We start from the raw sequence: 22,780 nt of genomic DNA on the forward strand, positions 1-22,780 counted from the left end.
GGCCCCTCGACGCGGCGTCGAGGGGCCGCGGACGGCTCCCGGCGGTTCAGCCCCCCGGCGCCCGGCGACCAGCGTGCGCAGGGTGTCGTAGGCGTTCTGGACGAAGCCCCGACTGCGCAGCGGCAGCGTGCCGGCCATCACCGCCAGCCCCACCTGCGCGCGGGGGCTGAACCCGACGAAGGTGGTGCAGCCCCGGGTGGACCCGGCGTGGTAGACGACCTGGTCGGCGAAATCCCGGCCCACACCACCACCTGTGCCACCCTCCGCGCCGCCACCCTGCGCGCCACCACCATCCGCGCCGCCGTAATCCGGGCCACCCCGCACGTCGGCGACCGGCCGGCCGGTCGCCGCGCGGTCCGCCGAGTCAGGAGCCGACTCGACAGCCGACTCAAGAGCCGCTTCGAAAACCGACTCAGAAGCCGGCTCAACGGCCCATTCGACAGCCGGCCGGCTCGCCTCCGGAGCCGCCAGGACCGAGCGGTGGTTCCAGCCCAGGCAGATCCGTGTCCCGCCTCGCCGGCCGGCTCGCGGTCGCCGGACCTCGCCCAACGCCGTCCGCAACGCCGCCGCGTCGGCCCGTTCGGGTAGCGGGACGGCGTCCAGCGCCAGATGCGCCTGCAGATAGCGGAGCATGTCGTCGGCCGTGGAGCGCAGCGCGGCGGCGCCGGGCAGCGCGGGCAGGCGGAAGGACGGCGCACGCCGGCCGCGTCGGTAACCTGCGGCGTCCTCGCGGCCGGGGCCGCAGGAGGTGTCCACCAGGCCGAGCGGCCCGCAGACCCTGGCCTCCAGCAGGTCGTCGTAGCGCTGACCGGCCGCATTGGCGAGCAGCAGGCCGAGCAGCCCGCAGCCGAGGTTCGAGTAGCGCACCTGCGCGCCCGGAGTGCCGCGGACCGGCGTGCGGGGCAGTGCCCTGAGCAGGTGGGCCGGGCCGAACGTGGCGTACGGACTGGTGAACCACCTGGGAGCCATGGCCGGTAGCAGTCCGACCGGCAGCCTGGGCAGCCCCGAGGTGTGGGTGGCCAGGTGGAGCAGCGTGATCGGCCGCTCGTGCGGGTAGCCGGGGACGGCGTCGGCGGGCAGGTAGCGGTCGATCGGGTCGTCGTATCCGACCTCACCGCGGGCGACCATCTCGGCGAGCAACAGCCCGGTGAAGGTCTTGGTGACGGAGCCGAGCTCGAACCCGGTGTCGGCGCGGACGGGACGCTCGCTGGAGCGGTCGGAGTGGCCACGGCAGGCCACGCTCCGTTCGTCACCGCGGATCACCACGACGGCGACGCCACCCCCGGGGCGGCGGCACGAAACAGCGGGCGGAGCAGGCGGTCGAGTTCGGGGCCGGGTTCGGTGGCCGGAGCAGCGGCAACGGCTCCGGCGACGGGGGCGTGCGCGGAGCCGTTCACCGGTCCGCGCTCCACCGGAGCCGCCGGCCGAACGACAGGGGCGATAAGAGGGGCGGTCTGGGCATCGTCGGGTCTCCACAGCGGAAGCGGGAACAAGGGAATCGCACCACTCGAACGGGTGGCACTGTGATCGACGATAAGGAGGCGTTCACCCGTCTGCATGCGGCCGACTCCATTCGAGTGCCCCGCACACGCGCAGAACGGGACATCGAGACCTCGGGCCTGAAGTATGACAAAGCGGATATCGCATTCCCGTTCCGGCTAGACTGTCAAAGACGTGACAAAATCCCCCCGGGGGATTCGTCGCGTCACAGGGCGCGCCGGGAAGTCTGGTCGGCACTGCACCACAGGTGCATCCACACACCGTTCCCCCGCCCAAGGAGGTCCCGCGTGGCCGACCAGCAGCCCGTCAACAAGCCGACCCCGCGCCGTCAGTTCCTCGGCAGACTGCCCCTCCCCGAGCGGGCCTACATCGCCGACGCCCTGCGCACCGAGACGGTCGGTGGCGTCCTGCTACTGGCCGCCGCTTTGGTCGCCCTGATCTGGGCCAACGTCTGGCCGGACGCGTACGAGAGCGTCCTCGACTACACGATCGGGCCGTCCGGCCCGCTCCACCTGGACCTCACCCTGGACGCCTGGGCCAAGGACGGCCTGCTGACGATCTTCTTCTTCGTGGCCGGCATCGAGCTCAAGCGCGAGTTCGTGGCGGGTGAGCTGCGCAGTCCGAGCGCCGCGCTGCTACCGGTCGTCGCCGCGATCTGCGGAGTCGCGCTGCCCGCGATCGTCTTCGCGATCGCCAACTCCGGCAGCGGCGGTCATCCGGGCGGCTGGGCGATCCCGACCGCGACCGACATCGCCTTCGCGCTCGGCGTGCTGGCCGTGGTCGGCAGCCACCTGCCGTCCGCGCTGCGTGCCTTCCTGCTCACCCTCGCCGTGGTGGACGACCTGATCGCCATCCTGATCATCGCGGTCTTCTACAGCTCGGGCATCAAGTTCTGGGCGCTCGGGCTGGCCTTCGCCGGCCTGGTGCTGTTCTGGTTCCTGCACCGGCGCGGGGTGCACGGCTGGTACCTGTTCGTACCGCTCGCCTTCGTGATCTGGGCGCTGATGCACGAGAGCGGCGTGCACGCCACGGTGTCGGGCGTCGCGATGGGGCTGATCCTGCGCTGCCACCGGGTGGGCGACGAGAAGCAGTCCCCCGGCGAGCACATCGAGCACCTCGTCCGACCGCTCTCGGCCGGGCTGGCCGTCCCCGTCTTCGCGCTGTTCGCGGCCGGAGTGACGATCTCCGGTCCGGCACTCGCCGACGTGTTCACCCAGGCCACCCCGCTCGGGATCGTCCTCGGACTGCTGGTCGGCAAGACCGTCGGCATCTTCGGCGGTACCTGGCTCGCCGCCCGCTTCACCCGCGCCGAGCTGAATCCGCAGCTCAAGTGGGCCGACATGTTCGCGGTCTCCGTCCTCGCCGGCATCGGCTTCACCGTCTCCCTGCTGATCAGCGAGCTGGCCTTCCCCGACGACGCGGATCTCGCCGACCTCTCCAAGGCCGCCGTCCTGGTGGGCTCGCTGCTCTGCGCGCTGGTCGCCACCGTGCTGCTGAAGCTGCGCAACCGGCACTACCGCGAGCTGTGCGAGGAGGAGGACCGCGACCTCGACGGCGACGGCATCCCCGACGTCTACCAGCAGGACGACCCGGCCTGGCGGGCCCGAGTGGCGGAGGCGGCGCGCCGTTCGGGCGAGGCCGGCCCCGACGACGCCGGCTCCGACGCGGGCCCCGGTCCGACCCGCTGACGACGCACCCCTCCGAACGGGACACGGCCGGCTGACGACGCACCCCTCCGAACGGACACGACCCTCCGGCGGGGCCCCCGGAGTGGTGTGCGACTGACCGGTAGGGGCATGATTCTGAGCTGTCGACAGTCCACAGACGCCACCGGCCGCTCCGATCCCCCGGAACGGTCCCCGGACACAGCCCCCGGAACGACCCGGGAGCAGCACCGCCCGGCGGCGTCACGCCGCACAGCCGCAGAGGAGAACCGCTGATGCCCGCAGGAGCCGCAGACCCGTCCAGCAACGGCCGGGCGCCCTACGAGGGCGAGCGTTCGGTGGGGCAGCTGTTCGCGGCGGCCACCGCGGACCTGTCCGCCCTGGTCCACGACGAGATCGCGCTCGCGAAGGCGGAGATCCGCGCGGACGTCAAGCGCGGTGTCTCCGGCGGTGTGTCACTGACGGTCGCCGGCGTGGTGGCCCTGGCCGCGGTGCCGATGCTGAGCGCCGCGGCGGCGTTCGGGATCCACGCGCTGGGCGTCTCGCTCGGCTGGTCGTTCCTGATCGTGGCCGGTTCGTACCTGCTGCTGGCGGTGATCCTCGGGCTGCTGGCGCTGCGCTCGTTCAAGCGGATCGAGAAGCCCCACCGCACCATCGAGGGCGCCCAGAAGACCGCCGACGTGCTCAAGAACGCCCGCCCCCGCCCGGCCACCCAGGAGGAGATCGACCGGGCCCTCGGCCGCATCCCGTAGGCCCGCCGGACGCCCCGGCCGGGCCCCGCAGGCCCGTCAGGTGCCCCAGCCGCGCCCTGCCGGTCCAGCGAACAGCCACCGGGTCCGCGCCGCCACGTCGGTGACCCGGCACCCCGCTCCGACGCCCGCTTCCGGGTGGCCGGGGCGCCCGGTCCGGCCCTGACGCCCCCGGAGCGAGTGCCGAACGCGTACCCGACGCGCCGATGTGACACGCTCTCGGTATGCCGCTCGACCAGAAGCCCGTGCCCGCGCAGCCGTCCGCCAGCTCCGGCCCCGACCGCACGGACGGTCAGGACGCCGTCGACCACGGTCAGGAAGCCGTCGAGGAGACCGGCGGCGGGCCGGTGGACGGCGAGGGCGGCTCCACCGCGGAGGCCGCGCCCACGGCGCCCTGGGACATCCGACAGGCCGGCCCCTGGCGGCACCGCGACCTCGCGGCCAACGGCGCCCGGTTCCACATCGCCGAGCTGGGCGAGGGCCCGCTGGTCCTCCTGGTGCACGGCTGGCCCGAGTACTGGTGGGCGTGGCGTCATCAGCTGACCGCGCTCGCCGAGGCCGGCTACCGGGCCGTGGCGCTCGACCTGCGGGGCATCGGCGGCAGCGACCGCACGCCGCGCGGGTACGACCCGGGCAACCTCGCACTGGACATCACCGGGGTGATCCGTTCGCTCGGCGAGCGCCGGGCGCACCTGGTGGGCCATGCCTCCGGCGGCACGCTGTCCTGGGTGGCGGCGGTGATGCGACCGTCGGTGATCCAGAGCCTCACCGTGGTCTCCGCAGCGCACCCACGGGACCTCCGCAGGGCACTGCTGACGGACCGCCGCCAGATGGCCGCCTTCGAGCACGTGCTGGGCTTCCAGCGGCCGTGGATACCGGAACGCCGCCTGGTGGCCGACGACGCCGCGCTGGTCGGCCGCTACCTGGACGCCTGGACCGGCCCCGACCAGCTGGACCGGACGGCGGTGGCCGCGTACCGGCAGGCGATCCAGATCCCCAGCACCGCGCACTGCTCGATCGAGCCGTACCGCTGGTTGCTGCGCTCGATGGCCCGCCCGGACGGCATCCAGTTCGCCCGCCGGATGAAGAAGCCGATCACCGCGCCCACCCTGCACGTCCAGGGCGCCGCCGACCCGGTCCTGCTGTCGCACACCGCGCTGGGCGGAGGCGAGTACGTGGCCGCGCCGTACCGCTGGCGGCTCCTGCCCGGGGTCGGGCACTTCCCGCACGAGGAGGCGCCGGAGCAGTTCACCGCCGAGCTGCTGGACTGGATCGGCCGCCACAAGGACTGAGCGCCTCCCCGTCCCGGGTACGGAAGTGGAACTCAACTCCCTTTATATTGCGCTCATATGACAAACGCATAGGCCAAGTCGACACCCCCTGGGCGGTTACTCCGGCCGGCCCAGGGGCATCCATTGCGGTATGACCTGGATGCCCGATCACGGCAGCGCCCCGCGCGGCCGACGCCACAACAGCTCGCAGAGGTCCGGCCACCGCACCGACTGGGCGGACGACCTGGGTCGCGACGGCACGGACCACCGCCGGAGCACGGCACAGCGGCAGCTCGGCATCCCGCGCATCCTCGGCCGCCGCGCCCGCTGGGTGGGCGCGCGACTGCGGCGCGAGACCTGAGAGCGCGCGCCGGGCGGCCCTGCCCGCCCGGCACTCGGTCCGACGGGGCGATCAGCGCACCCGGATCGGTTCACCACCGTGGGTGACGGCGCGGTGAACCGGAGCAGCACGAAGGTCGCCACCGACCTGACCGACAGCAGCACCTCGGTCGCGACGCTGTTGCCACCGCGCTTGATCAGCCCGGCCACGTAGCGCTCCCTGTGCGGCCACAGCGCCGGTGCGGTCAGGGCAGCGGTGGCGGTCAGAGCAGCGGTGCGGCCGACGCCACCGGCCGGGACCGGCGGTGCTGCGGACCACGGCCGCACCGCCGGTGGCCGGCCGCGTCAGAGCGCGCAGCCCTGGGTGTCCACCCGGGTCGTCGAGGTGCTGCCCTTCTCGGCGTCCTCGCGCACCTCGGCGGCGGTCAGCACGTATCCGGTGTCCGCGCTGTCCAGCGACTTGGCGAAGACCACCCCGAAGACCTGGCCGTCCGGGGTGAGCAGCGGGCCACCGCTGTTGCCCTGGCGGACCAGCGAGCGCACCGAGTAGACGTCGCGGACGACCTGGCCGCGGTGGTAGATGTCCGGGCCGTTGGCCTGGATCCGGCCGCGGATACGGGCCGGTTGGACGTTGAAGGCGCCGTTCTCCGGGAAGCCGGCCACGATCGCGCTGTCGTTGGTCTTCGCCTCGCCCGCGAAGGAGAGCGCGGGAGCGTTCAGCTTGGGCACGTCCAGGATCGCGATGTCCCGCTGCCAGTCGTAGCGGACCACGGTCGCGTCGTAGAGCTGGCCGACTCCGCCGATCTGCACGGTGGGCTCGTCGACGCCGCCGACCACGTGGGCGTTGGTCATCACCCGGTGCGGGGCGAAGACGAAGCCGCTGCCCTCCAGGGTCTTGCTGCAGGAGGTGGCGGTGCCGACCACTTTGACCAGGCTCTGCTTCGCCTTGGCCACGGCCGGGCCGGCGGCCAGCGCCGGATCGGGGAGGTCGACCTGGGTGATCGGCTCGTGCTCGAAGGGGTTGAACACCTGCGGGAAGCCGTTGCGGGCGAGCACCTTGGAGAAGTCGGAGAACCAGTTCGGCGCGTCCGAGGGCAGCGTGTCCTGGACGCCGCCGAGGATCGCCGAGGTGCGGACCTGCTTGGAGACGGTGGGCAGGGACGTTCCGGCCAGCGCCGAGCCGATCAGCCAGGCGACCAGAAGCATCGAGATCACGTTGACCACCGCGCCGCCGGCGGCGTCCAGCGCCTTCGCCGGGCGGCGGTCGATGTGGCCGCGCAGCTTCCAGCCGAAGTGGGTGGTGACCGCCTGGCCGATCGCCGCCAGCACGATGACCACCACGACGGCCACCACGGAGGCGGTGGTGCCGGGGCTGAGGTGGTCGAGCAGCAGCGGCAGCAGTTGGACGGCGAGCAGGCCCCCGCCGAGGAAGCCGAGGACCGACAGCACGCCGACCACGAAGCCCTGCCGGTAGCCCGACACGGCGAACCCCACGGCGGCGGCGATCAGCAGCAGATCCAGGACATTCACCCCGACACCCTCCCACGTCGGGCGCCGGGGCCCCGCAGCCGGGCGTTCACGTGGTCCTGGCGTCGCCGCCCAGCAGCGCACGGGAGCGGTCGCGGTCGCCCTGGACCAGCGCCAGCGCCTCGTCCGAGAGGTCGACGATCCGGGCCGGGTCCCAGGGCAGCTCCAGGCCGCTGTGGTGCAGCACCCGGTCGATCACCCCGGCGGTGAAACCCCAGACCAGCCGGCCGCCGACGGCGAAGGCCGGTCCGAGGTGACCGGACGGGTGGCGCAGCCGGGCCCGGTTGGCCGGGTCGGTCAGCTCGGCGATCGGCACCCGGAACACCGCGCCGGTCTCGCCCGCGTCCACCGGGCGAACCGGTGACTCCTCGCGCCACCAGCCGAGCACCGGGGTCACCACGAAGCGGCTGACCGGGATGTAGAGGGCGGGCAGGGCGGCGAAGACCTGCACCCCGGACGGGTCCAGGCCGGTCTCCTCCCACGCCTCGCGCAGCGCCGCCGCGATCGGACCGGGTCCGTCGGGGTCGCCGTCGTCCGGGTCCAGCGCGCCCCCGGGGAAGGACGGCTGGCCGGCGTGCGAGCGCAAGGAGCGGGCCCGCTCGATCAGCAGCAGGTCCGGGCCGGTCTCGCCCTCGCCGAAGAGCATCAGGACGGCTGCGGCGCGCCCGCCCTCGGCAGGCGGCAGGAACCGGCTCAGCTGCTCGGGCAACACGCGCTCGGCGGCGTCCCGGACCGGCTCCAGCCAGGACGGCAGACCGTCCCGCTCGACCCGCCCGCCCGGCTCCGGTCCCCGCTCGTGTCCCCGCTCGGGGCCGTGCGCCCTCACTCGGCCACCGCCAGGTCCGCGACCTCACCCTGGTGGGCGGCGGCGTCGGCCCGTGCCGCCGCCTCGCCCGGGAAGTCGGCGGGTGGCCGCAACCGCTGGCCCGGGTGCCCGCCCATCTCGTACTTGAGCAGCTTCTTCGCCTTCTCCTGGTCCGTCTCGCCCTCCCCGTACGAGGGGCAGAGCGGCGCGATCGGGCAGGCCCCGCAGGCCGGCTTCTGCGAGTGGCAGATCCGGCGGCCGTGGAAGACCACCCGGTGCGAGAGCATCGTCCACTCCGACTTGGGGAAGATCTCCGCGACGGCCGCCTCGACCTTGACCGGGTCCTCCTCGGTCGTCCACCCGAACCGTCGGGCCAGCCGGCCGAAGTGGGTGTCCACGGTGATCCCGGGCACCCCGAACGCGTTGCCGAGGACCACGTTCGCGGTCTTGCGCCCGACGCCGGGGAGGGTGACCAGGTCGGCCAGCCGGCCCGGGACCTCGCCGCCGAACTCGTCCCGCAGCGCGATCGAGAGCCCGATCAGCGACTTCGCCTTGTTCCGGAAGAACCCGGTCGGCCGGATGATCTCCTCCAGTTCCTCCGGCACCGCCGCCGCCATGTCCTCCGGCGTCGGGTACGTCGCGAACAACGCCGGCGTCGTCTGGTTCACCCGCAGGTCCGTCGTCTGCGCCGACAGCACGGTGGCCACCAGCAGCTCGAACGGGCTGTCGAAGTCCAGCTCGGGATGCGCGTACGGGTACAACTCCGCCAGCTCCCGGTTGATCCTCCGGGCCCGCCGCACCATCGCCAGGTGCGACTCCGACTTCCTCGGCTTCGCAGCCGCCTTCACCGCCGGCTTGGCTGCGACCTTCCGGACCTTGCTCTCTGCCATGCACGAAGGCTACGCCGAACAGCCCTGGCCTCGTGGGCGATCAGCCATCGGCGCAGGGCGGCAGGCGGTTCGGGGGGCACGGGCCGGACGGCTCGGTCCGAGCCACCGGTCCGACCCGGTCCGCGGGTGCGGACGCCGCGGACGGAACGGGCGGCGCGGGTAGCACAGACTCCATGGGGAGTACGGGCGACACGGGAAGTACGGGCGCCGCGGGAAGTACGGGCGCCACGGGCGCCGCAGCCCGGCGGTCGCGGTGGGCGGGGGCCAGGGCGCCGAGCATCACCACGGCCGTGAGGGCGAAGGCCTGCGGGTAGCCCAGCGGAGCGGCCAGCACGCCGAAGGCCACTGCGCCGACCCCCATGCCCGCGTCGTAGGCGACGTTCCACAACGCGGTGACGGCGCCGTAGCCGGCCCCGGAGACCCTCGCGTACATCATGGTCAGGGTGGCGTTCTGGGCGATGCCGAAGCCGAGGCCGAACACCGCCGCCCCGGCGACCACGGCGACCGGGCTGCCGGTCAGCGCGATCAGCAGCGTGCCCGCGGCGCTGAGCAGCAGTGCGGGGAGGACGAGCCGCTCCGAGCCGTGCCGGTCGCCGTACCGGCCCGCCGCCCAGCGGGCCGCCGTGGACGCGGCGGGCTGGACGAACAGGGCCACTGCGGCGAGGCCTGCGGACCCGGCCGGGACGGCCAGCGGCAGGAAGGTCACGATGATTCCGGCCGCCAGCGCGGTGGCCGCGAAGACCACCGTGGGGCGCCGCAGCCCGGCCGAGCGGAAGCCCTCCACCACGCCCACCGACGGCTCGGTGGACGCCTCGCGATCGGGCAGGCCCGGTACGGCGGCGATCGCGGCCAGCGCCACCACCCCGGCGGTCACGGCCACCGTCGTGTAGCCCAGGTGGGCCGCCAACCACACGCCCAGCGGCAGGCCCAGCAGCGAGGGCGCCCCCGAGACCACGCCGACCAGCGCCAGCCCTTCGCCGCGTCGCTCGGCCGGGATCAGCGACGCGGTCAGCGCGCCGCCCGCGACGATGGTGAAGGCGAAGCCCAGTCCGCGCACCAGGCAGACCGTCGTGATCCAGACGGCGCTGCCGTCGAAGGCGGTCAGCACCAACGCGGGCGCGCCGAGCAGGAACAGGCCCACCGCCAGGACCGCCCGGTAGCCGAAACGGACCACCAGCCGGGGGGTGGCCAGTTCGCCCAGCACGGTCGTCAGCATCAGCGCACCGGTGGCGAGCCCGGCCGCGTTGCCGCCGCCGGTGGACTCCTCGGCGTAGAGCGGGACGACCGACAGCAGCAGGTTGAAGCCGGTCGAGGCGCCGAGGATCGACACGAAGCGCAGCAGCAGCGGCCGGGTGACCAGCCTGGGGCGGGTGGCCGAGGTCCGGGAGCTTGCCGTCGAGGTCATATGACGGACCGTAGAGGTGAATCGGCCCGCCGGTAAGATCCAATATCGGCCTGCTCCGCTCCGCCCCGGTGGCCGTGTCCGTCGGGCTACGGCAGCACCGGCGCCCGCGACCGGGCCGCACCGCCCCCGCGGCGCCGGTCAGGGGCAGATGACGACCTGGCCGGCCCAGGAGAGGCCGCCGCCGAAACCGAGCAGCAGCGTGGGGGCGCCCCCGGGCACCTCGCCGCGCTCCACCAGCTTGGCCAGCGCGAGCGGTACGGAGGCGGCCGAGGTGTTGCCGGACTCGACGACGTCGCGGGCGACCACCGCGCCGGTCGCGCCGAGCCGGTCCACCACCGCCTCGATGATCCGCAGATTGGCCTGGTGGGTGACCACCGCACCGAGGTCCGCGGGCGTGATCCCGGCCCGCCGGCAGGCCTCCTCGGCGATCGGGGCCAGCGCGGTGGTGGCCCAGCGGTAGACGGTCTGGCCCTCCTGACGGAACTTCGGCTGCCAGCCGTCGTTCAGCCGGACGGCGTGGCCCCGGGTCGGGTCGGAACCCCAGACGACCGGTCCGACGCCCCCGCCGGTCGGGTCGTGGCTGAGGACGGCCGCGCCCGCGCCGTCGCCGAGCAGGACGCAGCTGGACCGGTCGGTCCAGTCGGTGACGTCGCTCATCCTTTCGGCACCGATCACCAGCGCGTGCCGGGCGGCCCCGGCCCGGACGGCGTGGTCGGCGGTGGCCAGTGCCGTGCAGAAGCCCGCACAGCCGTTGTTGACGTCGAAGCCGACGGCCGAGGGGATGCCCAGCCGGCCGGCGACCTGGGTGGCGATGCTCGGGCAGCGGTCCATCGCCGAGCAAGTGGCGACCACCACCATGTCGATCTCCTCCGGGGCCAGGCCGGCCGAGGCGAGCGCCTTGCCGGCGGCGGCGGAGGCGAGGTCCGTGACGGACTCCGTGTCGGCGATGCGCCGGCTGACGATGCCGGTGCGTTGCCGGATCCAGTCGTCGCTGGTGTCGACCAGCCGGGCGAGGTCGTCGTTGGTGAGGACCCTGACGGGCTGGTGGTGGCCCAGGGCGGCGATCCGGGATCCCGACATGTCTGCTCCTCCGTAGGGGGATGTCACGCCGGGACTATAGCGTCCGAACGGTCGGACTCTAAAGGGTCCGCGCTGGCTACACTGGCGTGGTGAGCCCGAGAAGATCCGTCGCCGACGCCCGCCGGACCCGCACCGCGATCCTGCGCCGGGGCCTGGACCTCGCCTCGATCGAGGGACTGGAGGGGCTGACCATCGGCCGGCTCGCCACCGACCTGTCGATGAGCAAGTCCGGCGTCCTGGGTCACTTCGGCACCAAGGAGACCCTGCAGCTCGCCGTGGTCGACGAGGCGGTCGCCCTCTTCGTCCGCGAGGTGGTGCGGCGCGCGGCGGCCGCCGGCGCGGAGCCCGGACTGCCCCGGCTGCTCGTCCAGTGCGAGGCCTGGGTCTCCTACCTGGAGCGCGACCTGCTGCCCGGCGGGTGCTTCTTCACCGCCGTGACCTCCGAGTTCGACGACCGGGAGAGCGGGCCGGTCCGGTCGGCGGTGGCTGCCAAGAACGCGGTCTGGCAGCGCGAGCTGCGGCAGCAGACGGAGCTGGCGATCGCCGCCGGACAGCTGCCGGACGACCCGGACGCCGAGCAGGTGGTCTTCGAACTGACCGGTCAGGTACTGGCGCTCAACCACGCCTGGCGGCTCTACCGCGACGCGGCCGCGCCCGCCCGCACCCGGCGGGCGATGCGACGCCTGCTCGGACTGCCCGCCGCACTCGACGGGCAGCCCGAGCTGGCCCCGCTACCGGAGCCGGACGACCACTGACGTCGACCGGCTCCGGCCACCGGCACCTCCCCTGTGCGTGCCGGTGAGCTCTCTTCCCGGTCAGCGCCGGTACAGCGCGTCCAGGTCGCCGTAGCCCAGCGCGCCGTCCAGCTCCGCCAGGGCGCCCGCGCCGAGCAGTTCGGCGGCGGCCCGGTGGGCGGCGGTGTACGCGGCCTGGGCCAGCCCGGTGCCGACGCTGATCCGCCGCACGCCGACGGCGGCGAGTTCGGCGACCGTCGGCCCGCCCGGCCCCGCCATCGCGTTCACCGGCAGCGGGGACGCGCCGCAGAGCCGGGCCAGCACGTCGAGATCCAGCAGGCCGGGGACGAAGAGGCCGTCCGCACCGGCCTGCGCGTACGCCGCCGCGCGGGCCAGCACGTCGTCGAGCCGGCCTTCGCTCGGCCCGATCCCGAACAGGAAGACGTCCGTCCGCGCGTTGACCACCAGCTCCGGCAGACCCGCCCCGGCGGCGGCCTCCCGGGCGGCGAGCAGCCGCGCGGCCTGCTCGGCCACCGGGAAGAGCGGGCCGCCGGCCGCCGTCGAGTCCTCCAGGTTGACCCCGGCCGCGCCGACACCGACCAGCGCCCGGACGGTGTCGGCGACGTCGGCGGGCGCCGGCCCGTAACCGCCCTCGGCGTCCACGGTGACCGGCAGCTCGACGGCGGCGGTGATCCGGCGGGCGGCCTCGACCATGTCCGCCCGACCGAGCTGCTGGCCGTCGCCGCGACCGAGGGACCAGGAGACGCCGCCGCTGGTGGTGGCGATCGCCGTGGCTCCGGCGGAGGCGATCACGGCGGCGCTGCCGGCGTCCCAGGCGTTCGGCAGGACGAGCACCCCGTCGGCCACGAGCGCCCGCAGCCGCAGGGCCCGCTCGCGGAGTTCGGGGGTGATGGTGCCGGTGGACAGGGAGGCGGACATACGGGGTCACCGTCTTTCGAGCCGTTGGATCGTCAGGACTGCATCCTGTGGCCCCGGCCCCCACCGCTCCACTGATTAAGCTGGAGCCGAATCCTGACGGATGGCCGCACCGCGGACGTGCCGGACCGGACCGGACTCCCGGGGGGCGGTGGCCCGAACCGGGACTCCGCCACCACGGCCGCGGCCGCCCCGAGGGCTCCGGCCCCCACCACGCGCAACCGGGCCGGCCTCCGAACACCGCACACGCGCAACCGGGCTGACCTGCGAACACCGAACCGGTCCCGCGACACCGGCCGCGCACGCCGCCACCACCGCTCCTCGCGCCGCCCCGTACGCCCGCACGCGCGCTCCGCCGACCGATCCGGCGGTACGAATGGCCCCGCGCAGCACACCTCGGCGCACCCCCTCCTCATATGATCGGAGCGACATGCGCCATGCTTGGTGATGCAGAGCACTGTACGGAACTTGCGCCGACCGGCTTGATCGCCGGACGGCCGAGAAGGAGGAAGCACGTGGACGACGTTCTGCGGCGCGCCGCACTCTTCGCGGCACTCGACGACGAACAGGCCGGCGAGCTGCGCGCTTCCATGACCGAGGTCACCCTCGCCCGCGGTGAGTCGCTGTTCCACGAGGGCGACCCGGGCGACCGGCTGTACGTCGTCGCCGAGGGCAAGGTCAAGCTGCACCGCGCCTCGCCGGACGGCCGCGAGAACATGCTCGCCGTCCTCGGCCCCAGCGAGATGATCGGCGAGCTGTCGCTCTTCGACCCGGGCCCGCGCACCGCCACGGCGAGCGCGCTGACCGAGGTCAAGCTGCTGGGCCTCGGCCACGGTGACCTCCAGCCCTGGCTGCACGCCCGCCCCGAGGTCTCGATCGCGCTGCTGCGCGCCATCGCCCGCCGGCTGCGCCGGACCAACGACGTGATGTCCGACCTGGTCTTCTCCGACGTGCCCGGGCGCGTCGCCAAGGCCCTGCTGGACCTCTCGCGCCGCTTCGGCGTCCAGTCCGAGGAGGGCATCCACGTCGCCCACGACCTCACCCAGGAGGAGCTGGCCCAGCTGGTCGGCGCCTCCCGCGAGACGGTCAACAAGGCGCTCGCCGACTTCGCCGGCCGCGGCTGGCTGAAGCTGGAGGCCCGCGCCGTGGTCCTGATGGACGTCGAGCGGCTCTCCCGCCGCTCGCGCTGACCCGGCCGGCCGGGGCACTCGCACCGGCGCGCCGCCGCGAGTGGTCCACCGCCGACGAGGGCCCGTACACCGCTTGGTGTACGGGCCCTCGCGCAGTTCCGGGGCGGGCTTCGCCCGCTCAGATCAGTCCGTGGTCCTCCAGGTACTGGAGCTGGGCCCGGACCGACAGCTCGGCCGCCGGCCAGAGCGCGCGGTCCACGTCCGCGTAGACCCGGGCCACCACCTCGGGCGCCGTCCGGCACCCCGCCTCGACCGCCGTCTCCACCTGGGCGAGCCGGCCGGCCCGGTGCGCGAGGTAGTAGTCGACGGCGCCGAGCGCGTCCGCGAGCACCGGCCCGTGACCGGGCAGCACCGTGCGCACGCCGTGCTCGGACGCCATCGTGCGCAGGTGGCGCAGCGAGTCCAGGTAGTCGCCGAGCCTGCCGTCGGGGTGCGCCACCATCGTGGTGCCGCGACCGAGCACGGTGTCACCGGTCAGGATCGCGCCGTCGGCCGGCAGGTGGAAGGTCAGCGAGTCCGAGGTGTGCCCCGGGGTGCCGATCACCCGCAGGTCGAGGCCGCCGACCTCCAGTCGCTGCCCGTGCGTCAGGCCCTCGGAACCGAGCCGGTACGCCGGATCCAGGGCGCGGACCTCGGTACGGGTCAGCTCGGCGAACCGCGCGGCGCCCTCGGAGTGGTCGGCGTGACCGTGGGTGAGCAGGGTGAGTGCGACGCGCTTGCCCTGCTGCTCGACGGTGTCGATCACCCGGCGCAGGTGCCCCTCGTGCAGCGGACCCGGGTCGACGACCACCGCGAGGTCCGAGCCGGGCTCGGAGAGCAGCCAGGTGTTGGTGCCGTCCAGCGTCATCGGCGACGGGTTCGGCGCCAGCACGCACAGTGCCCTGGGGGTGGCCTCGCCGCCGATCGCGGCGGCGGGGTCGCCCGGGAGGATTCCGCTCACCGGCCGCCCCCACCGAGTCGGCCGCCCTCGCAGATCCGGCCGAGCATGCGCGAGGGCGCGCAGCCCCGGTACGGCGTCGTCGACGGCGGCATCGCAGGCGAGGGTGCGGGGGGTCAGGCTGCGGGCGGGCATCTCGCGCGCCGTCCGGCGAGCCACGTCGTTGTGGGTCATCGGGCGTCGATCCTTCCTCGGGTCGGTGTTTCGGGTCATCGGACGGCCTGTGGCTTCAACGGGGTTCAGTGGGGCTCAGCAGGGCTGGGTTCAGGGGGCTTCGGGAAACCGTCCATCGATGGTCAGCTCTTCATACCCCGACCATCGAACCGTCATTCGATCGCCCCTGACCTCGGCCGTCCCGAGGATCGGGTCCAGCGAACGACCCGCCGCGGCGTCCAGCGCCTCGGCGGCGCTGCGCACCGGCAGCAGCTCCCGCAGCACGGTCACGGTGGGCGGCAGCATCCCGAACCGGCCCTCCTGCTGGCCCCGGACGGCCTCGGCCGGGGAGAGCCAGGCGACCCGGTCGGCCTCGCCGACCTCCAACGCGGCGCGCTGACCCGGCGGCAGGGCCGCGACGAAGAACCAGGTGTCGTACCGGCGCTCCTCGAAGGCCGGGGTGATCCAGCGGGCCCAGCCGGCCAGCAGGTCGCTGCGGAGCAGCAGGCCGTGGTCGCGGAGGAAGTCGGCGAAGGAGAGTTCGTGGGCCTCCAGGGCGGCGCGCTCCGCGCTCCAGTCCCGGGGCTCGGCGGTGCTCGCGGCGTCCGGGCCGGCCAGCAGGACGCCGGCCTCCTCGAAGGTCTCGCGGACGGCGGCGCAGACCACCGCCTGCGCGGTCCGGGCGTCCACACCGAGCCGCTCGGCCCACTCCTGCGGGCCGGGACCGGCCCAGCGGAGTTCGGCCTCGGCGTCGCGCGGGTCCACCCCGCCACCCGGATAGGCGTACATCCCGGCAGCGAATGCCATCGAGCTGCGTCGGCGCAGCAGATAGGCCTCCGGCCCGGTCGCCGTGTCCCTCAGCAACACCACGGTGGCGGAGGGCCGGGGCACCGGCGGGGTCACCTCGCCGGCCTCGACCGCCCGGATCCGGGCAGGCCAGCCGGGCGGCATCGGGAGCGTGGTTGCTCGCTGGTCCATGCCCGGATGCTAAGCGCACGAGGGCGGGGTTGGACAGGGCCAACCCCGCCTCATGATCGGACTCAGGCCCTGACCCGGACCTGCAGCTCCACCTCGACCGGGGCGTCCAGCGGCAGAACGGTGACGCCGACCGCGCTGCGGGCGTGCACACCCGCCTCGCCCAGCACCTGGCCGAGCAGCTCGCTGGCGCCGTTGATGACGCCGGGCTGACCGGTGAAGTCGGGGGCGGAGGCGACGAAGCCGACCACCTTCACGACCCGCTCGATCAGGTCCAGGTCGCCGATCACCGACTTCACGGCGGCCAGCGCGTTGAGCGCGCAGATCTGCGCGAGCTCCTTGGCCTCCTCCGGGGTGACCTCGGCGCCGACCTTGCCGGTGCTCGGCAGCTTGCCGCCCACCATCGGCAGCTGGCCGGAGGTGAAGACGAACTCGCCCGAGCGCAGGGCCGGCACGTAGGCGGCGACCGGTGCGGCCACCGGCGGCAGGGTCAGACCGAGTTCGGCAAGCTTGTCCTCGACCTTGCTCATGCGTTCTTCTCCCGCTTGAAGTAGGCCACCAGCTGCTCCGGGTTCGGGCCGGGCACGACCTGGACGAGCTCCCAGCCGTCCTCGCCGAAGTTGTCCAGGATCTGCTTGGTGGCGTGCACGAGCAGGGGCGCCGTCATGTATTCCCACTTGGTCATGGCCAGACTCTAGACGAGCGGCAACGGCGAGCGGTGCGGCCCACGGGCGGGCGTGTGAGGTGGCCCACAATCCGGGCATGATTCAGGCCCGGCCTCCCCGATGCTCCCGGCATCCGGCGCGGTCCCTGGTTACCCTCGCGGGAGGGCACCTGCGCGGTGGCGGCCCTCGGAACGGCCCTCGGCCCTCGGAGACGGACGGAGACGGAGCGTGGCACGCACCCCCGGCCAGGCGGCCCGGCGTGATCCCGACTGGGAGGGCGTCCGGCTGCACGTGGTCAGTGGCAAGGGCGGAACCGGGAAGACCACCCTGGCCGCGGCGCTGGCACTGGCCCTCGCGGCCGAGGGCCGGCGAACGCTGCTGATCGAGGTGGAGGGCCGGCAGGGCATCGCCGAACTGTTCGGGATCGCCGCACTGCCGTACGAGGAACGCAGGATCGCGTCCGTCACGCGCGCCCAGCTGGGACTGCCTGGCAAGGGTGGCGACGGGGCCGGCAGCGGCGAGGTCTACGCGCTGGCCATCGACACCGAGCAGGCGCTGCTGGAGTACCTCGACATGTTCTACAAGCTCGGACGGGCCGGGAAGGCGCTGCAGAAGGTCGGCTTCGTCGACTTCGCCACCACCGTCGCCCCCGGCGTCCGGGACGTGCTGCTCACCGGGAAGGCCTGCGAGGCGGCCCGGCGCAAGGGTCCGGACGGGCGGCGCACGTACGACGCGGTGGTGATGGACGCACCGCCGACCGGCCGGCTCACCCGCTTCCTGAACGTGAACTCCGAAGTGGCCGGGCTGGCCCGGTTCGGGCCGATCCACACCCAGGCGCAGGCGGTGATGCGGGTGCTGAAGTCGCCGGAGACCGCGGTGCACCTGGTCACCCTGCTGGAGGAGATGCCGGTGCAGGAGACGGTCGACGGCTTCACCGAGCTGCGCGAGGCCGCCCTCCCGGTGGGCGGGGTGATGGTGAACATGGTCCGGCCCCCGGTCCTGGACGCGGCGGCGGTGGCCGCGGTGCACGGGGACCACCGCGAGGAGGTGGCGCTGGCCCTCGGCGAGGCGGGCCTCGGCGGGCGCTCCCGCAAGGCGGACACCGTCCGGGCGGCGGTCGACCCGCTGCTGGACCCGCTGCTGGACCAGGCCCGGGAGCACGCCGAGCGGGTGGAGCTGGAGCGCGAGCAGCGCGCCGACCTGCAACAGCTGAAGCTCCCCACCTACGAACTTCCGCTGCTGAGCGAGGGTGTGGACCTCGGCGGGCTGTACCGGCTGGCGGGCGAGCTGAAGCGTCAGGGGGCGGCGTGAGCGGGAACGGCAAGCAGGGCGTGAACACCGGGCAGAGCACGGACGGCAAGCAGGGCTTGAACACCGGCCAGAGCACGGACGGCACGCAGGAGACGGGCACCGAGCCCGGCGCGAGCCGCGGGCAGGGCAGCGGCGGCAAGCAGGGCGTGGCCCGCGAACAGGGCAGCCACCTCGACATGGACCGGCTGATCGACGACCCGAGGACCAGGATCATCGTCTGCTGCGGCTCGGGGGGCGTCGGCAAGACCACCACCGCCGCGGCTCTCGGACTGCGGGCGGCCGAGCGCGGCCGCAAGGTGGTCGTGCTGACCATCGACCCGGCCCGCCGACTGGCCCAGTCGATGGGCCTGACCGAGCTGGACAACACCCCCCGCATCGTCAAGGGCGTCACGGGCGAGGGCGAGCTCCAGGCCATGATGCTCGACATGAAGCGGACCTTCGACGAGGTCGTGCTGGCCCACGCCGAGCCCGAGCGGGCCCGCGCGATCATGGAGAATCCGTTCTACCAGTCCCTGTCGGCCGGCTTCGCGGGCACTCAGGAGTACATGGCGATGGAGAAGCTCGGCCAGCTCCGGGCGGCCGAGGAGTGGGACCTCATCGTCGTCGACACCCCGCCGTCCCGCTCCGCACTGGACTTCCTGGACGCGCCGAACCGGCTCGGGTCGTTCCTCGACGGCAAGGTGATCCGGATCCTGACCGCACCGGCCAAGGTCGGCGGGCGCAGCGCGATGAAGTTCCTCAACGTCGGGATGGGCCTGCTCACCGGGACCCTGGGCAAGATCTTCGGTGCCCAGCTGCTGACCGACGTGCAGACCTTCGTCAGCGCGATGGACTCGATGTTCGGCGGCTTCCGCGAGCGCGCCGACCGGACGTACCAGTTGCTCAAGGCACCGGGGACGGCGTTCCTGGTGGTGGCCGCGCCGGAGCGGGACGCGCTGCGCGAGGCGGCGTACTTCGTCGACCGGCTCGCCGCCGACCGGATGCCGCTGGCCGGTCTGGTCCTCAACCGGGTGCACCGGACGGGCGCCCCGCAGCTCACCGCCGAACGCGCGCTGGCGGCGGCGGAGGCCCTGGAGGAGAACGGCTCGGAGCACACCTCACCCGAGGCCGAGCTGCTCGCGGCCGGACTGCTGCGGCTGCACGCCGAGCGGATGCAGGTCATGTCGCGCGAGCGCCGCACCCGTGACCGCTTCGTCTCGGTCTACCCGGACGTGCCGATCGTCGAGGTCGCCGCGCTGCCCGGGGACGTGCACGATCTCGACGGGCTGCGCGCGATCGGCGCACGCCTCAGCGGCACCGTGTAGCACTCCCGTACCCGGCGGCACTCCCGCACCGGCCCCCAACAGCGCTGCTCCCCCGTAGCGCTGCTCCCGGACCGTTGACGTACGGCTCGTGACCCACCGTCGCGCGGCTCTCGTACCCCGCCGCGTGGCTCCTGTACCCGCCGTGCGGGTCGCTCAGCCGGCCTGGGCGTAGTCCGTCAGTATCACACCGGTGGCGAGGGACTCCTCGTACTCGGTGCGGGCCGTCTCCAGCAACCGCCGCCAGGACATCACCGTCGGCCGCCGGCGCAGCAGCGCACGGCGCTCGCGCTCCGTCATCCCGCCCCAGACCCCGAACTCCACCCGGTTGTCCAGTGCGTCCGCCAGGCACTCCGTACGAACGGGGCACCCGCTGCACACCGCCTTGGCGCGGTTCTGCGCCGCCCCCTGGACGAACAGTTCGTCCGGATCACTAGTGCGGCAGGCGGCCTGCGCACTCCAGTCATCTACCCAGCCCATGCCGGCGCCGTCCTCTCCCGAATCGAGGCTCCCCCACGGCGGCAACGGCATATTCACCGTTGCCAGTTGAGGACGTTACGGAAGAACGACAGCTTGCAACAGCCCCTTCGGGCTCAATCTCGAATGACCCGATTGGACTATGGGTATCGGTCAGCTCACTCGTTGGAGTGATCGCAGGTCGCAAGCCTTGCCAAGAACCGCGGGGAAACTCTCGCCACGCGCGCCGTCACGGAGAGCCACCAAATGCGGGTGCACAGCTGCCGACAGCTGCCTCAAAAACACTCCAGAGAGGGGCAATTCGGGCAAACCTCATCACTCACACGAGTGAGTGATGTTGACGCACCGAAGCTGTCGCAAGCTTGTGACAAGCCTAGGCGAACACCTGCCCCTATGGAGGGGAATCGGCGACGTAGGGTTCTCCCCATGGCACCGAAGCGCCCCCAGGCACCCCAGCCCCCAGGCAACACCGGAGCTCCGAGCGGTCGACGCCGCGGGTCACCGCTCGACTTCGCGGGACACGGAGTGAAGTTCCTGGGTGTCAGCGTGCTCTCCGGAGTCCTGCTGGCCGGCATGGCCCTGCCCGCCGTCGGCGCGCTCGGGCTCACCGCCAAGAACACGGCGGAGAGCTTCGACAACATCCCCGACGACTTCAAGACCCCGCCGCTCACCCAGGCCACGCAGATCTTCGACGCCAAGGGCGGGCTGATCGCCAAGGTCTACGAGCGCGACCGCACGGTGCTGGCGGCGGACCAGATGTCCCCCTACATGCGCCAGGCGCAGGTGGACATCGAGGACGCGCGCTTCTACGAGCACGGCGCCGTCGACCTCAAGGGCGTGCTCCGCGCGGCCAGCAAGAACGCCGAGAGCGGCACCGCCTCGCAGGGCGCCTCGACGCTGACCCAGCAGTACGTGAAGAACGTCAACGTCGAGAAGGCCGGCGACGACCAGGCCGCCGTCCTGGAGGCGCAGCGCAAGACCCTGGGTCGCAAGATCCAGGAGCTGAAGGTCGCGATCAAGCTGGAGGAGGACCTGACCAAGGATCAGATCCTCACCAACTACCTCAACATCACCTTCTACGGCCACCAGGCCTACGGGGTCGAGGCCGCCGCCCAGCGCTACTTCAGCAAGAACAACAAGGACCTCACCGTCGCCGAGGCCGCCACCCTGGCCGGCATGGTGCAGAACCCCTCGTCGTTCGACCCGGTGCGCTACCCGGAGAACACGGTCAAGCGCCGCAACGTCGTGCTCGACAAGATGGTCGAGAACAAGCACATCACCGCGGACCAGGCCAAGGAGGCCAAGGCCGCCCCGCTGGGCCTGAAGTACAAGGACCCGCAGAACGGCTGCATCACCGCCCAGGCGGGCATGGGGTTCTTCTGCGACTACGTCCGCCACGTGGTCAAGCAGGACCCGGCGTTCGGCAAGAGCGTCGCCGACCGGAAGAAGTTCTGGGACCAGGGCGGCCTGAACATCTACACCACCCTCGACCCGGACAAGCAGGCCGCCGCGCAGAACGCGGTGACCTCCAAGGTGAAGGTCACCGACCCGGTGTCGGCCGCCGCGACCATGATGGAGCCGGGCAGCGGCAAGATCCTGGCGATGGCCCAGACCCGCCCGTACGGCCTGGACCCGAACAAGAACCAGACCGTCGTCAACCTCAACGTCGACGCGGCGATGGGTGGCGGCAACGGCTTCCAGACCGGTTCGACGTTCAAGCCGGTCCTGGCCGCGGCCGCGCTGGAGTCGGGCATGTCGCCCACCCAGCCGTTCCCGTCCGAGAACCGGATCGACTACCCCACGATGTCCACCTGCTCGGGCACCTGGAAGAACACCGCCAAGGGCAAGGACCGCAGCGTCGGCAACGAGTCGCCCAGCGAGGTCGGCCCGTACGAGCTGAAGCAGGCGATGGCGCTCTCGGTCAACACCTACTTCGTGCAGATGGAGCAGCAGGTCGGCCTCTGCGCGATGAAGCAGATGGCCAACAAGCTCGGCATCAGCCAGACGGCCAAGGGCGACCCGTTCGTCGAGGTGCCCTCGATGGTCCTCGGCACCCTGGAGCTGTCCCCGCTGACCATGGCGAACGTCTACGCGACCTTCGCCGCCCGCGGCAAGTACTGCACCCCGATCGCCATCAACAAGATCACCACGGTGGACGGCAAGGACGTCCCGGTCCCGCAGTCGACCTGCAGCCAGGCCTACTCCGAGACCACGGCGGACAACCTCAACACCGTCCTGCTCAACGTGACCGAGAAGGGCACCGGTGCCTCCCTCGGTCTGGAGGGCGGGCGGCAGATCGCCGGCAAGACCGGTACCACCGACGAGAAGAAGGCCGCCTGGTTCAGCGGCTACACCCCGCAGGTCGCCACCTCCGTCTGGCTCGGCGGCCCGGCCGGCGGCGTGAAGATGAAGAACATCAAGATCGGTGACACCTACTACGGCAACGACGGCGTCTTCGGCGCCACCGGCCCGGGCCCGATCTGGCAGATGGCGATGAACCAGGCCCTGCGCGGCGCTCCGATGGAGAAGCTGCCCACCCTCGACATCCCGGACCCGGCGCCCAAGCCCGACCCGAACGCCACCCCGCCCGCCGCCCCCACGCCGCCCAGCGGCGACGCGGCCGCGGCGGGTGGGAACCCGGGTGGCGCCACCGGCGGGATGATCGGCGGCGGCTTCACCCTGCCGCCGGGGATCATCGGTGGCGGGAACGGCAATGGCAACGGCAACGGCGGCGGCCGGCACTGACCGACCCGCACCTCGCGTACGCGAGAGGGGCGCCCCCGAGCGATCGTCGACCTTCACGCGAAACACCTCGCGGGTAGGCGGTGAACTTCGCCGCCACCCGGGCAGGGCCCATGGTGGAACGGTCGA

Annotated in this window: 21 protein-coding genes; 9 read left to right on the forward strand and 12 right to left on the reverse strand. The window is 72.9% G+C overall.

Going from position 1 to position 22,780, the window contains the following annotated elements; all coding sequences use genetic code 11:
• On the reverse strand, window positions 1-1,266 hold a 1,266-nt coding region (locus tag AB0J08_RS37295), incomplete at its 3' end, for a serine hydrolase domain-containing protein (protein WP_360643170.1).
• A 521-nt stretch (window positions 1,267-1,787) separates the two neighbouring features.
• Between AB0J08_RS37295 and nhaA the strand changes: the two genes are divergently transcribed.
• The 4 genes from nhaA (at window position 1,788) to AB0J08_RS37315 (ending at window position 5,545) form a co-directional block, all read left to right on the forward strand.
• Entirely contained in the window at window positions 1,788-3,188 is a 1,401-nt protein-coding gene (gene nhaA, locus AB0J08_RS37300; RefSeq protein ID WP_360643173.1) for a Na+/H+ antiporter NhaA, read from the forward strand.
• Between the two features lie 251 nt (window positions 3,189-3,439).
• Window positions 3,440-3,916, forward strand: coding sequence for a phage holin family protein (locus AB0J08_RS37305; protein WP_360643176.1), 477 nt, complete (start codon window positions 3,440-3,442; stop codon window positions 3,914-3,916).
• A 221-nt stretch (window positions 3,917-4,137) separates the two neighbouring features.
• Window positions 4,138-5,205, forward strand: a complete 1,068-nt coding sequence (locus tag AB0J08_RS37310) for an alpha/beta hydrolase (RefSeq protein WP_360643179.1) — start codon at window positions 4,138-4,140, stop codon at window positions 5,203-5,205.
• 130 nt (window positions 5,206-5,335) lie between these two features.
• Window positions 5,336-5,545, forward strand: a complete 210-nt coding sequence (locus AB0J08_RS37315) for a hypothetical protein (RefSeq protein ID WP_360643182.1) — start codon at window positions 5,336-5,338, stop codon at window positions 5,543-5,545.
• 323 nt (window positions 5,546-5,868) lie between these two features.
• Here AB0J08_RS37315 and AB0J08_RS37320 read toward each other — a convergent pair whose 3' ends face one another.
• The 5 genes from AB0J08_RS37320 to AB0J08_RS37340 form a co-directional block, all read right to left on the reverse strand.
• Window positions 5,869-7,053 (reverse strand): MarP family serine protease, encoded by a 1,185-nt coding sequence (locus tag AB0J08_RS37320; RefSeq protein WP_360643185.1) that lies wholly within the window; start codon window positions 7,051-7,053, stop codon window positions 5,869-5,871.
• Window positions 7,054-7,099: 46 nt separating this feature from the next.
• Window positions 7,100-7,804, reverse strand: a complete 705-nt coding sequence (locus tag AB0J08_RS37325; protein ID WP_360643211.1) for a CoA pyrophosphatase — start codon at window positions 7,802-7,804, stop codon at window positions 7,100-7,102.
• 68 nt (window positions 7,805-7,872) lie between these two features.
• Window positions 7,873-8,745 carry an endonuclease III gene (gene nth / locus AB0J08_RS37330; RefSeq protein WP_360643188.1) on the reverse strand — a complete coding sequence of 291 codons (873 nt, stop codon included), beginning with the start codon at window positions 8,743-8,745 and terminating at the stop codon, window positions 7,873-7,875.
• A gap of 40 nt (window positions 8,746-8,785) precedes the next feature.
• On the reverse strand, window positions 8,786-10,150 hold the full coding sequence (locus tag AB0J08_RS37335) for an MFS transporter (RefSeq protein WP_360643191.1): 1,365 nt from the start codon (window positions 10,148-10,150) through the stop codon (window positions 8,786-8,788).
• 138 nt (window positions 10,151-10,288) lie between these two features.
• Window positions 10,289-11,230, reverse strand: coding sequence for a beta-ketoacyl-ACP synthase 3 (locus AB0J08_RS37340; RefSeq protein WP_360643193.1), 942 nt, complete (start codon window positions 11,228-11,230; stop codon window positions 10,289-10,291).
• A gap of 89 nt (window positions 11,231-11,319) precedes the next feature.
• Here AB0J08_RS37340 and AB0J08_RS37345 point away from each other — a divergent pair, with 89 nt between their 5' ends.
• Window positions 11,320-11,985, forward strand: coding sequence for a TetR/AcrR family transcriptional regulator (locus AB0J08_RS37345; RefSeq protein ID WP_360643196.1), 666 nt, complete (start codon window positions 11,320-11,322; stop codon window positions 11,983-11,985).
• 60 nt (window positions 11,986-12,045) lie between these two features.
• Here the strand turns inward: AB0J08_RS37345 and AB0J08_RS37350 are convergent, their stop codons facing one another.
• Window positions 12,046-12,903 carry an isocitrate lyase/phosphoenolpyruvate mutase family protein gene (locus AB0J08_RS37350; protein ID WP_360643199.1) on the reverse strand — a complete coding sequence of 286 codons (858 nt, stop codon included), beginning with the start codon at window positions 12,901-12,903 and terminating at the stop codon, window positions 12,046-12,048.
• A gap of 512 nt (window positions 12,904-13,415) precedes the next feature.
• Between AB0J08_RS37350 and AB0J08_RS37355 the strand changes: the two genes are divergently transcribed.
• A complete protein-coding gene (locus AB0J08_RS37355; protein WP_030240972.1) occupies window positions 13,416-14,090 on the forward strand; it encodes a Crp/Fnr family transcriptional regulator in 675 nt (224 codons plus the stop codon).
• A 118-nt stretch (window positions 14,091-14,208) separates the two neighbouring features.
• Here AB0J08_RS37355 and AB0J08_RS37360 read toward each other — a convergent pair whose 3' ends face one another.
• From AB0J08_RS37360 to AB0J08_RS37375, 4 genes are all read right to left on the reverse strand, one after another.
• Window positions 14,209-15,030: an MBL fold metallo-hydrolase gene (locus AB0J08_RS37360; protein WP_360643214.1), complete on the reverse strand. Its 822-nt coding sequence runs from the start codon at window positions 15,028-15,030 to the stop codon at window positions 14,209-14,211.
• Window positions 15,031-15,291: 261 nt separating this feature from the next.
• A complete protein-coding gene (locus AB0J08_RS37365) occupies window positions 15,292-16,158 on the reverse strand; it encodes an NUDIX hydrolase (RefSeq protein WP_360643202.1) in 867 nt (288 codons plus the stop codon).
• A 62-nt stretch (window positions 16,159-16,220) separates the two neighbouring features.
• Complete coding sequence (locus AB0J08_RS37370) at window positions 16,221-16,685, reverse strand: RidA family protein (protein WP_360643205.1); 465 nt, start codon at window positions 16,683-16,685, stop codon at window positions 16,221-16,223.
• Complete coding sequence (locus AB0J08_RS37375) at window positions 16,682-16,840, reverse strand: DUF4177 domain-containing protein (RefSeq protein ID WP_094743074.1); 159 nt, start codon at window positions 16,838-16,840, stop codon at window positions 16,682-16,684. The genes AB0J08_RS37370 and AB0J08_RS37375 overlap by 4 nt, the downstream gene beginning before the upstream one ends.
• A 208-nt stretch (window positions 16,841-17,048) precedes the next feature.
• Between AB0J08_RS37375 and AB0J08_RS37380 the strand changes: the two genes are divergently transcribed.
• Together AB0J08_RS37380 and AB0J08_RS37385 are read left to right on the forward strand one after the other, a co-directional pair.
• The gene (locus tag AB0J08_RS37380; protein WP_360643208.1) at window positions 17,049-18,131 is read left to right on the forward strand and encodes an ArsA-related P-loop ATPase; all 1,083 of its coding nucleotides are present in this window, start codon (window positions 17,049-17,051) and stop codon (window positions 18,129-18,131) included.
• A 176-nt stretch (window positions 18,132-18,307) separates the two neighbouring features.
• Window positions 18,308-19,435, forward strand: coding sequence for an ArsA family ATPase (locus AB0J08_RS37385; protein ID WP_360643216.1), 1,128 nt, complete (start codon window positions 18,308-18,310; stop codon window positions 19,433-19,435).
• A 153-nt stretch (window positions 19,436-19,588) separates the two neighbouring features.
• On the opposite strand, the gene AB0J08_RS37390 is transcribed toward AB0J08_RS37385, so the two are convergent.
• Window positions 19,589-19,912, reverse strand: a complete 324-nt coding sequence (locus tag AB0J08_RS37390; RefSeq protein ID WP_033333275.1) for a WhiB family transcriptional regulator — start codon at window positions 19,910-19,912, stop codon at window positions 19,589-19,591.
• 522 nt (window positions 19,913-20,434) lie between these two features.
• Here AB0J08_RS37390 and AB0J08_RS37395 point away from each other — a divergent pair.
• Window positions 20,435-22,654, forward strand: a complete 2,220-nt coding sequence (locus AB0J08_RS37395) for a transglycosylase domain-containing protein (protein WP_360643210.1) — start codon at window positions 20,435-20,437, stop codon at window positions 22,652-22,654.
• Window positions 22,655-22,780: the final 126 nt, after the last annotated feature.

It is taken from the genome of Kitasatospora sp. NPDC050463, from assembly GCF_040655255.1.
In the GTDB taxonomy this organism is placed as follows: Bacteria; Actinomycetota; Actinomycetes; order Streptomycetales; family Streptomycetaceae; genus Kitasatospora.

Coding starts and splice junctions, on each gene's coding strand:
- AB0J08_RS37305 (WP_360643176.1), top strand. CDS start 3,440: ATGCCCGCAGGAGCCGCAGACCCGTCCAGCAACGGCCGGGCGCCCTAC.
- AB0J08_RS37310 (WP_360643179.1), top strand. CDS start 4,138: ATGCCGCTCGACCAGAAGCCCGTGCCCGCGCAGCCGTCCGCCAGCTCC.
- AB0J08_RS37315 (WP_360643182.1), top strand. CDS start 5,336: ATGACCTGGATGCCCGATCACGGCAGCGCCCCGCGCGGCCGACGCCAC.
- nth (WP_360643188.1), bottom strand. CDS start 8,745: ATGGCAGAGAGCAAGGTCCGGAAGGTCGCAGCCAAGCCGGCGGTGAAG.
- AB0J08_RS37335 (WP_360643191.1), bottom strand. CDS start 10,150: ATGACCTCGACGGCAAGCTCCCGGACCTCGGCCACCCGCCCCAGGCTG.
- AB0J08_RS37340 (WP_360643193.1), bottom strand. CDS start 11,230: ATGTCGGGATCCCGGATCGCCGCCCTGGGCCACCACCAGCCCGTCAGG.
- AB0J08_RS37350 (WP_360643199.1), bottom strand. CDS start 12,903: ATGTCCGCCTCCCTGTCCACCGGCACCATCACCCCCGAACTCCGCGAG.
- AB0J08_RS37365 (WP_360643202.1), bottom strand. CDS start 16,158: ATGGACCAGCGAGCAACCACGCTCCCGATGCCGCCCGGCTGGCCTGCC.
- AB0J08_RS37370 (WP_360643205.1), bottom strand. CDS start 16,685: ATGAGCAAGGTCGAGGACAAGCTTGCCGAACTCGGTCTGACCCTGCCG.
- AB0J08_RS37375 (WP_094743074.1), bottom strand. CDS start 16,840: ATGACCAAGTGGGAATACATGACGGCGCCCCTGCTCGTGCACGCCACC.
- AB0J08_RS37385 (WP_360643216.1), top strand. CDS start 18,308: ATGGACCGGCTGATCGACGACCCGAGGACCAGGATCATCGTCTGCTGC.
- AB0J08_RS37390 (WP_033333275.1), bottom strand. CDS start 19,912: ATGGGCTGGGTAGATGACTGGAGTGCGCAGGCCGCCTGCCGCACTAGT.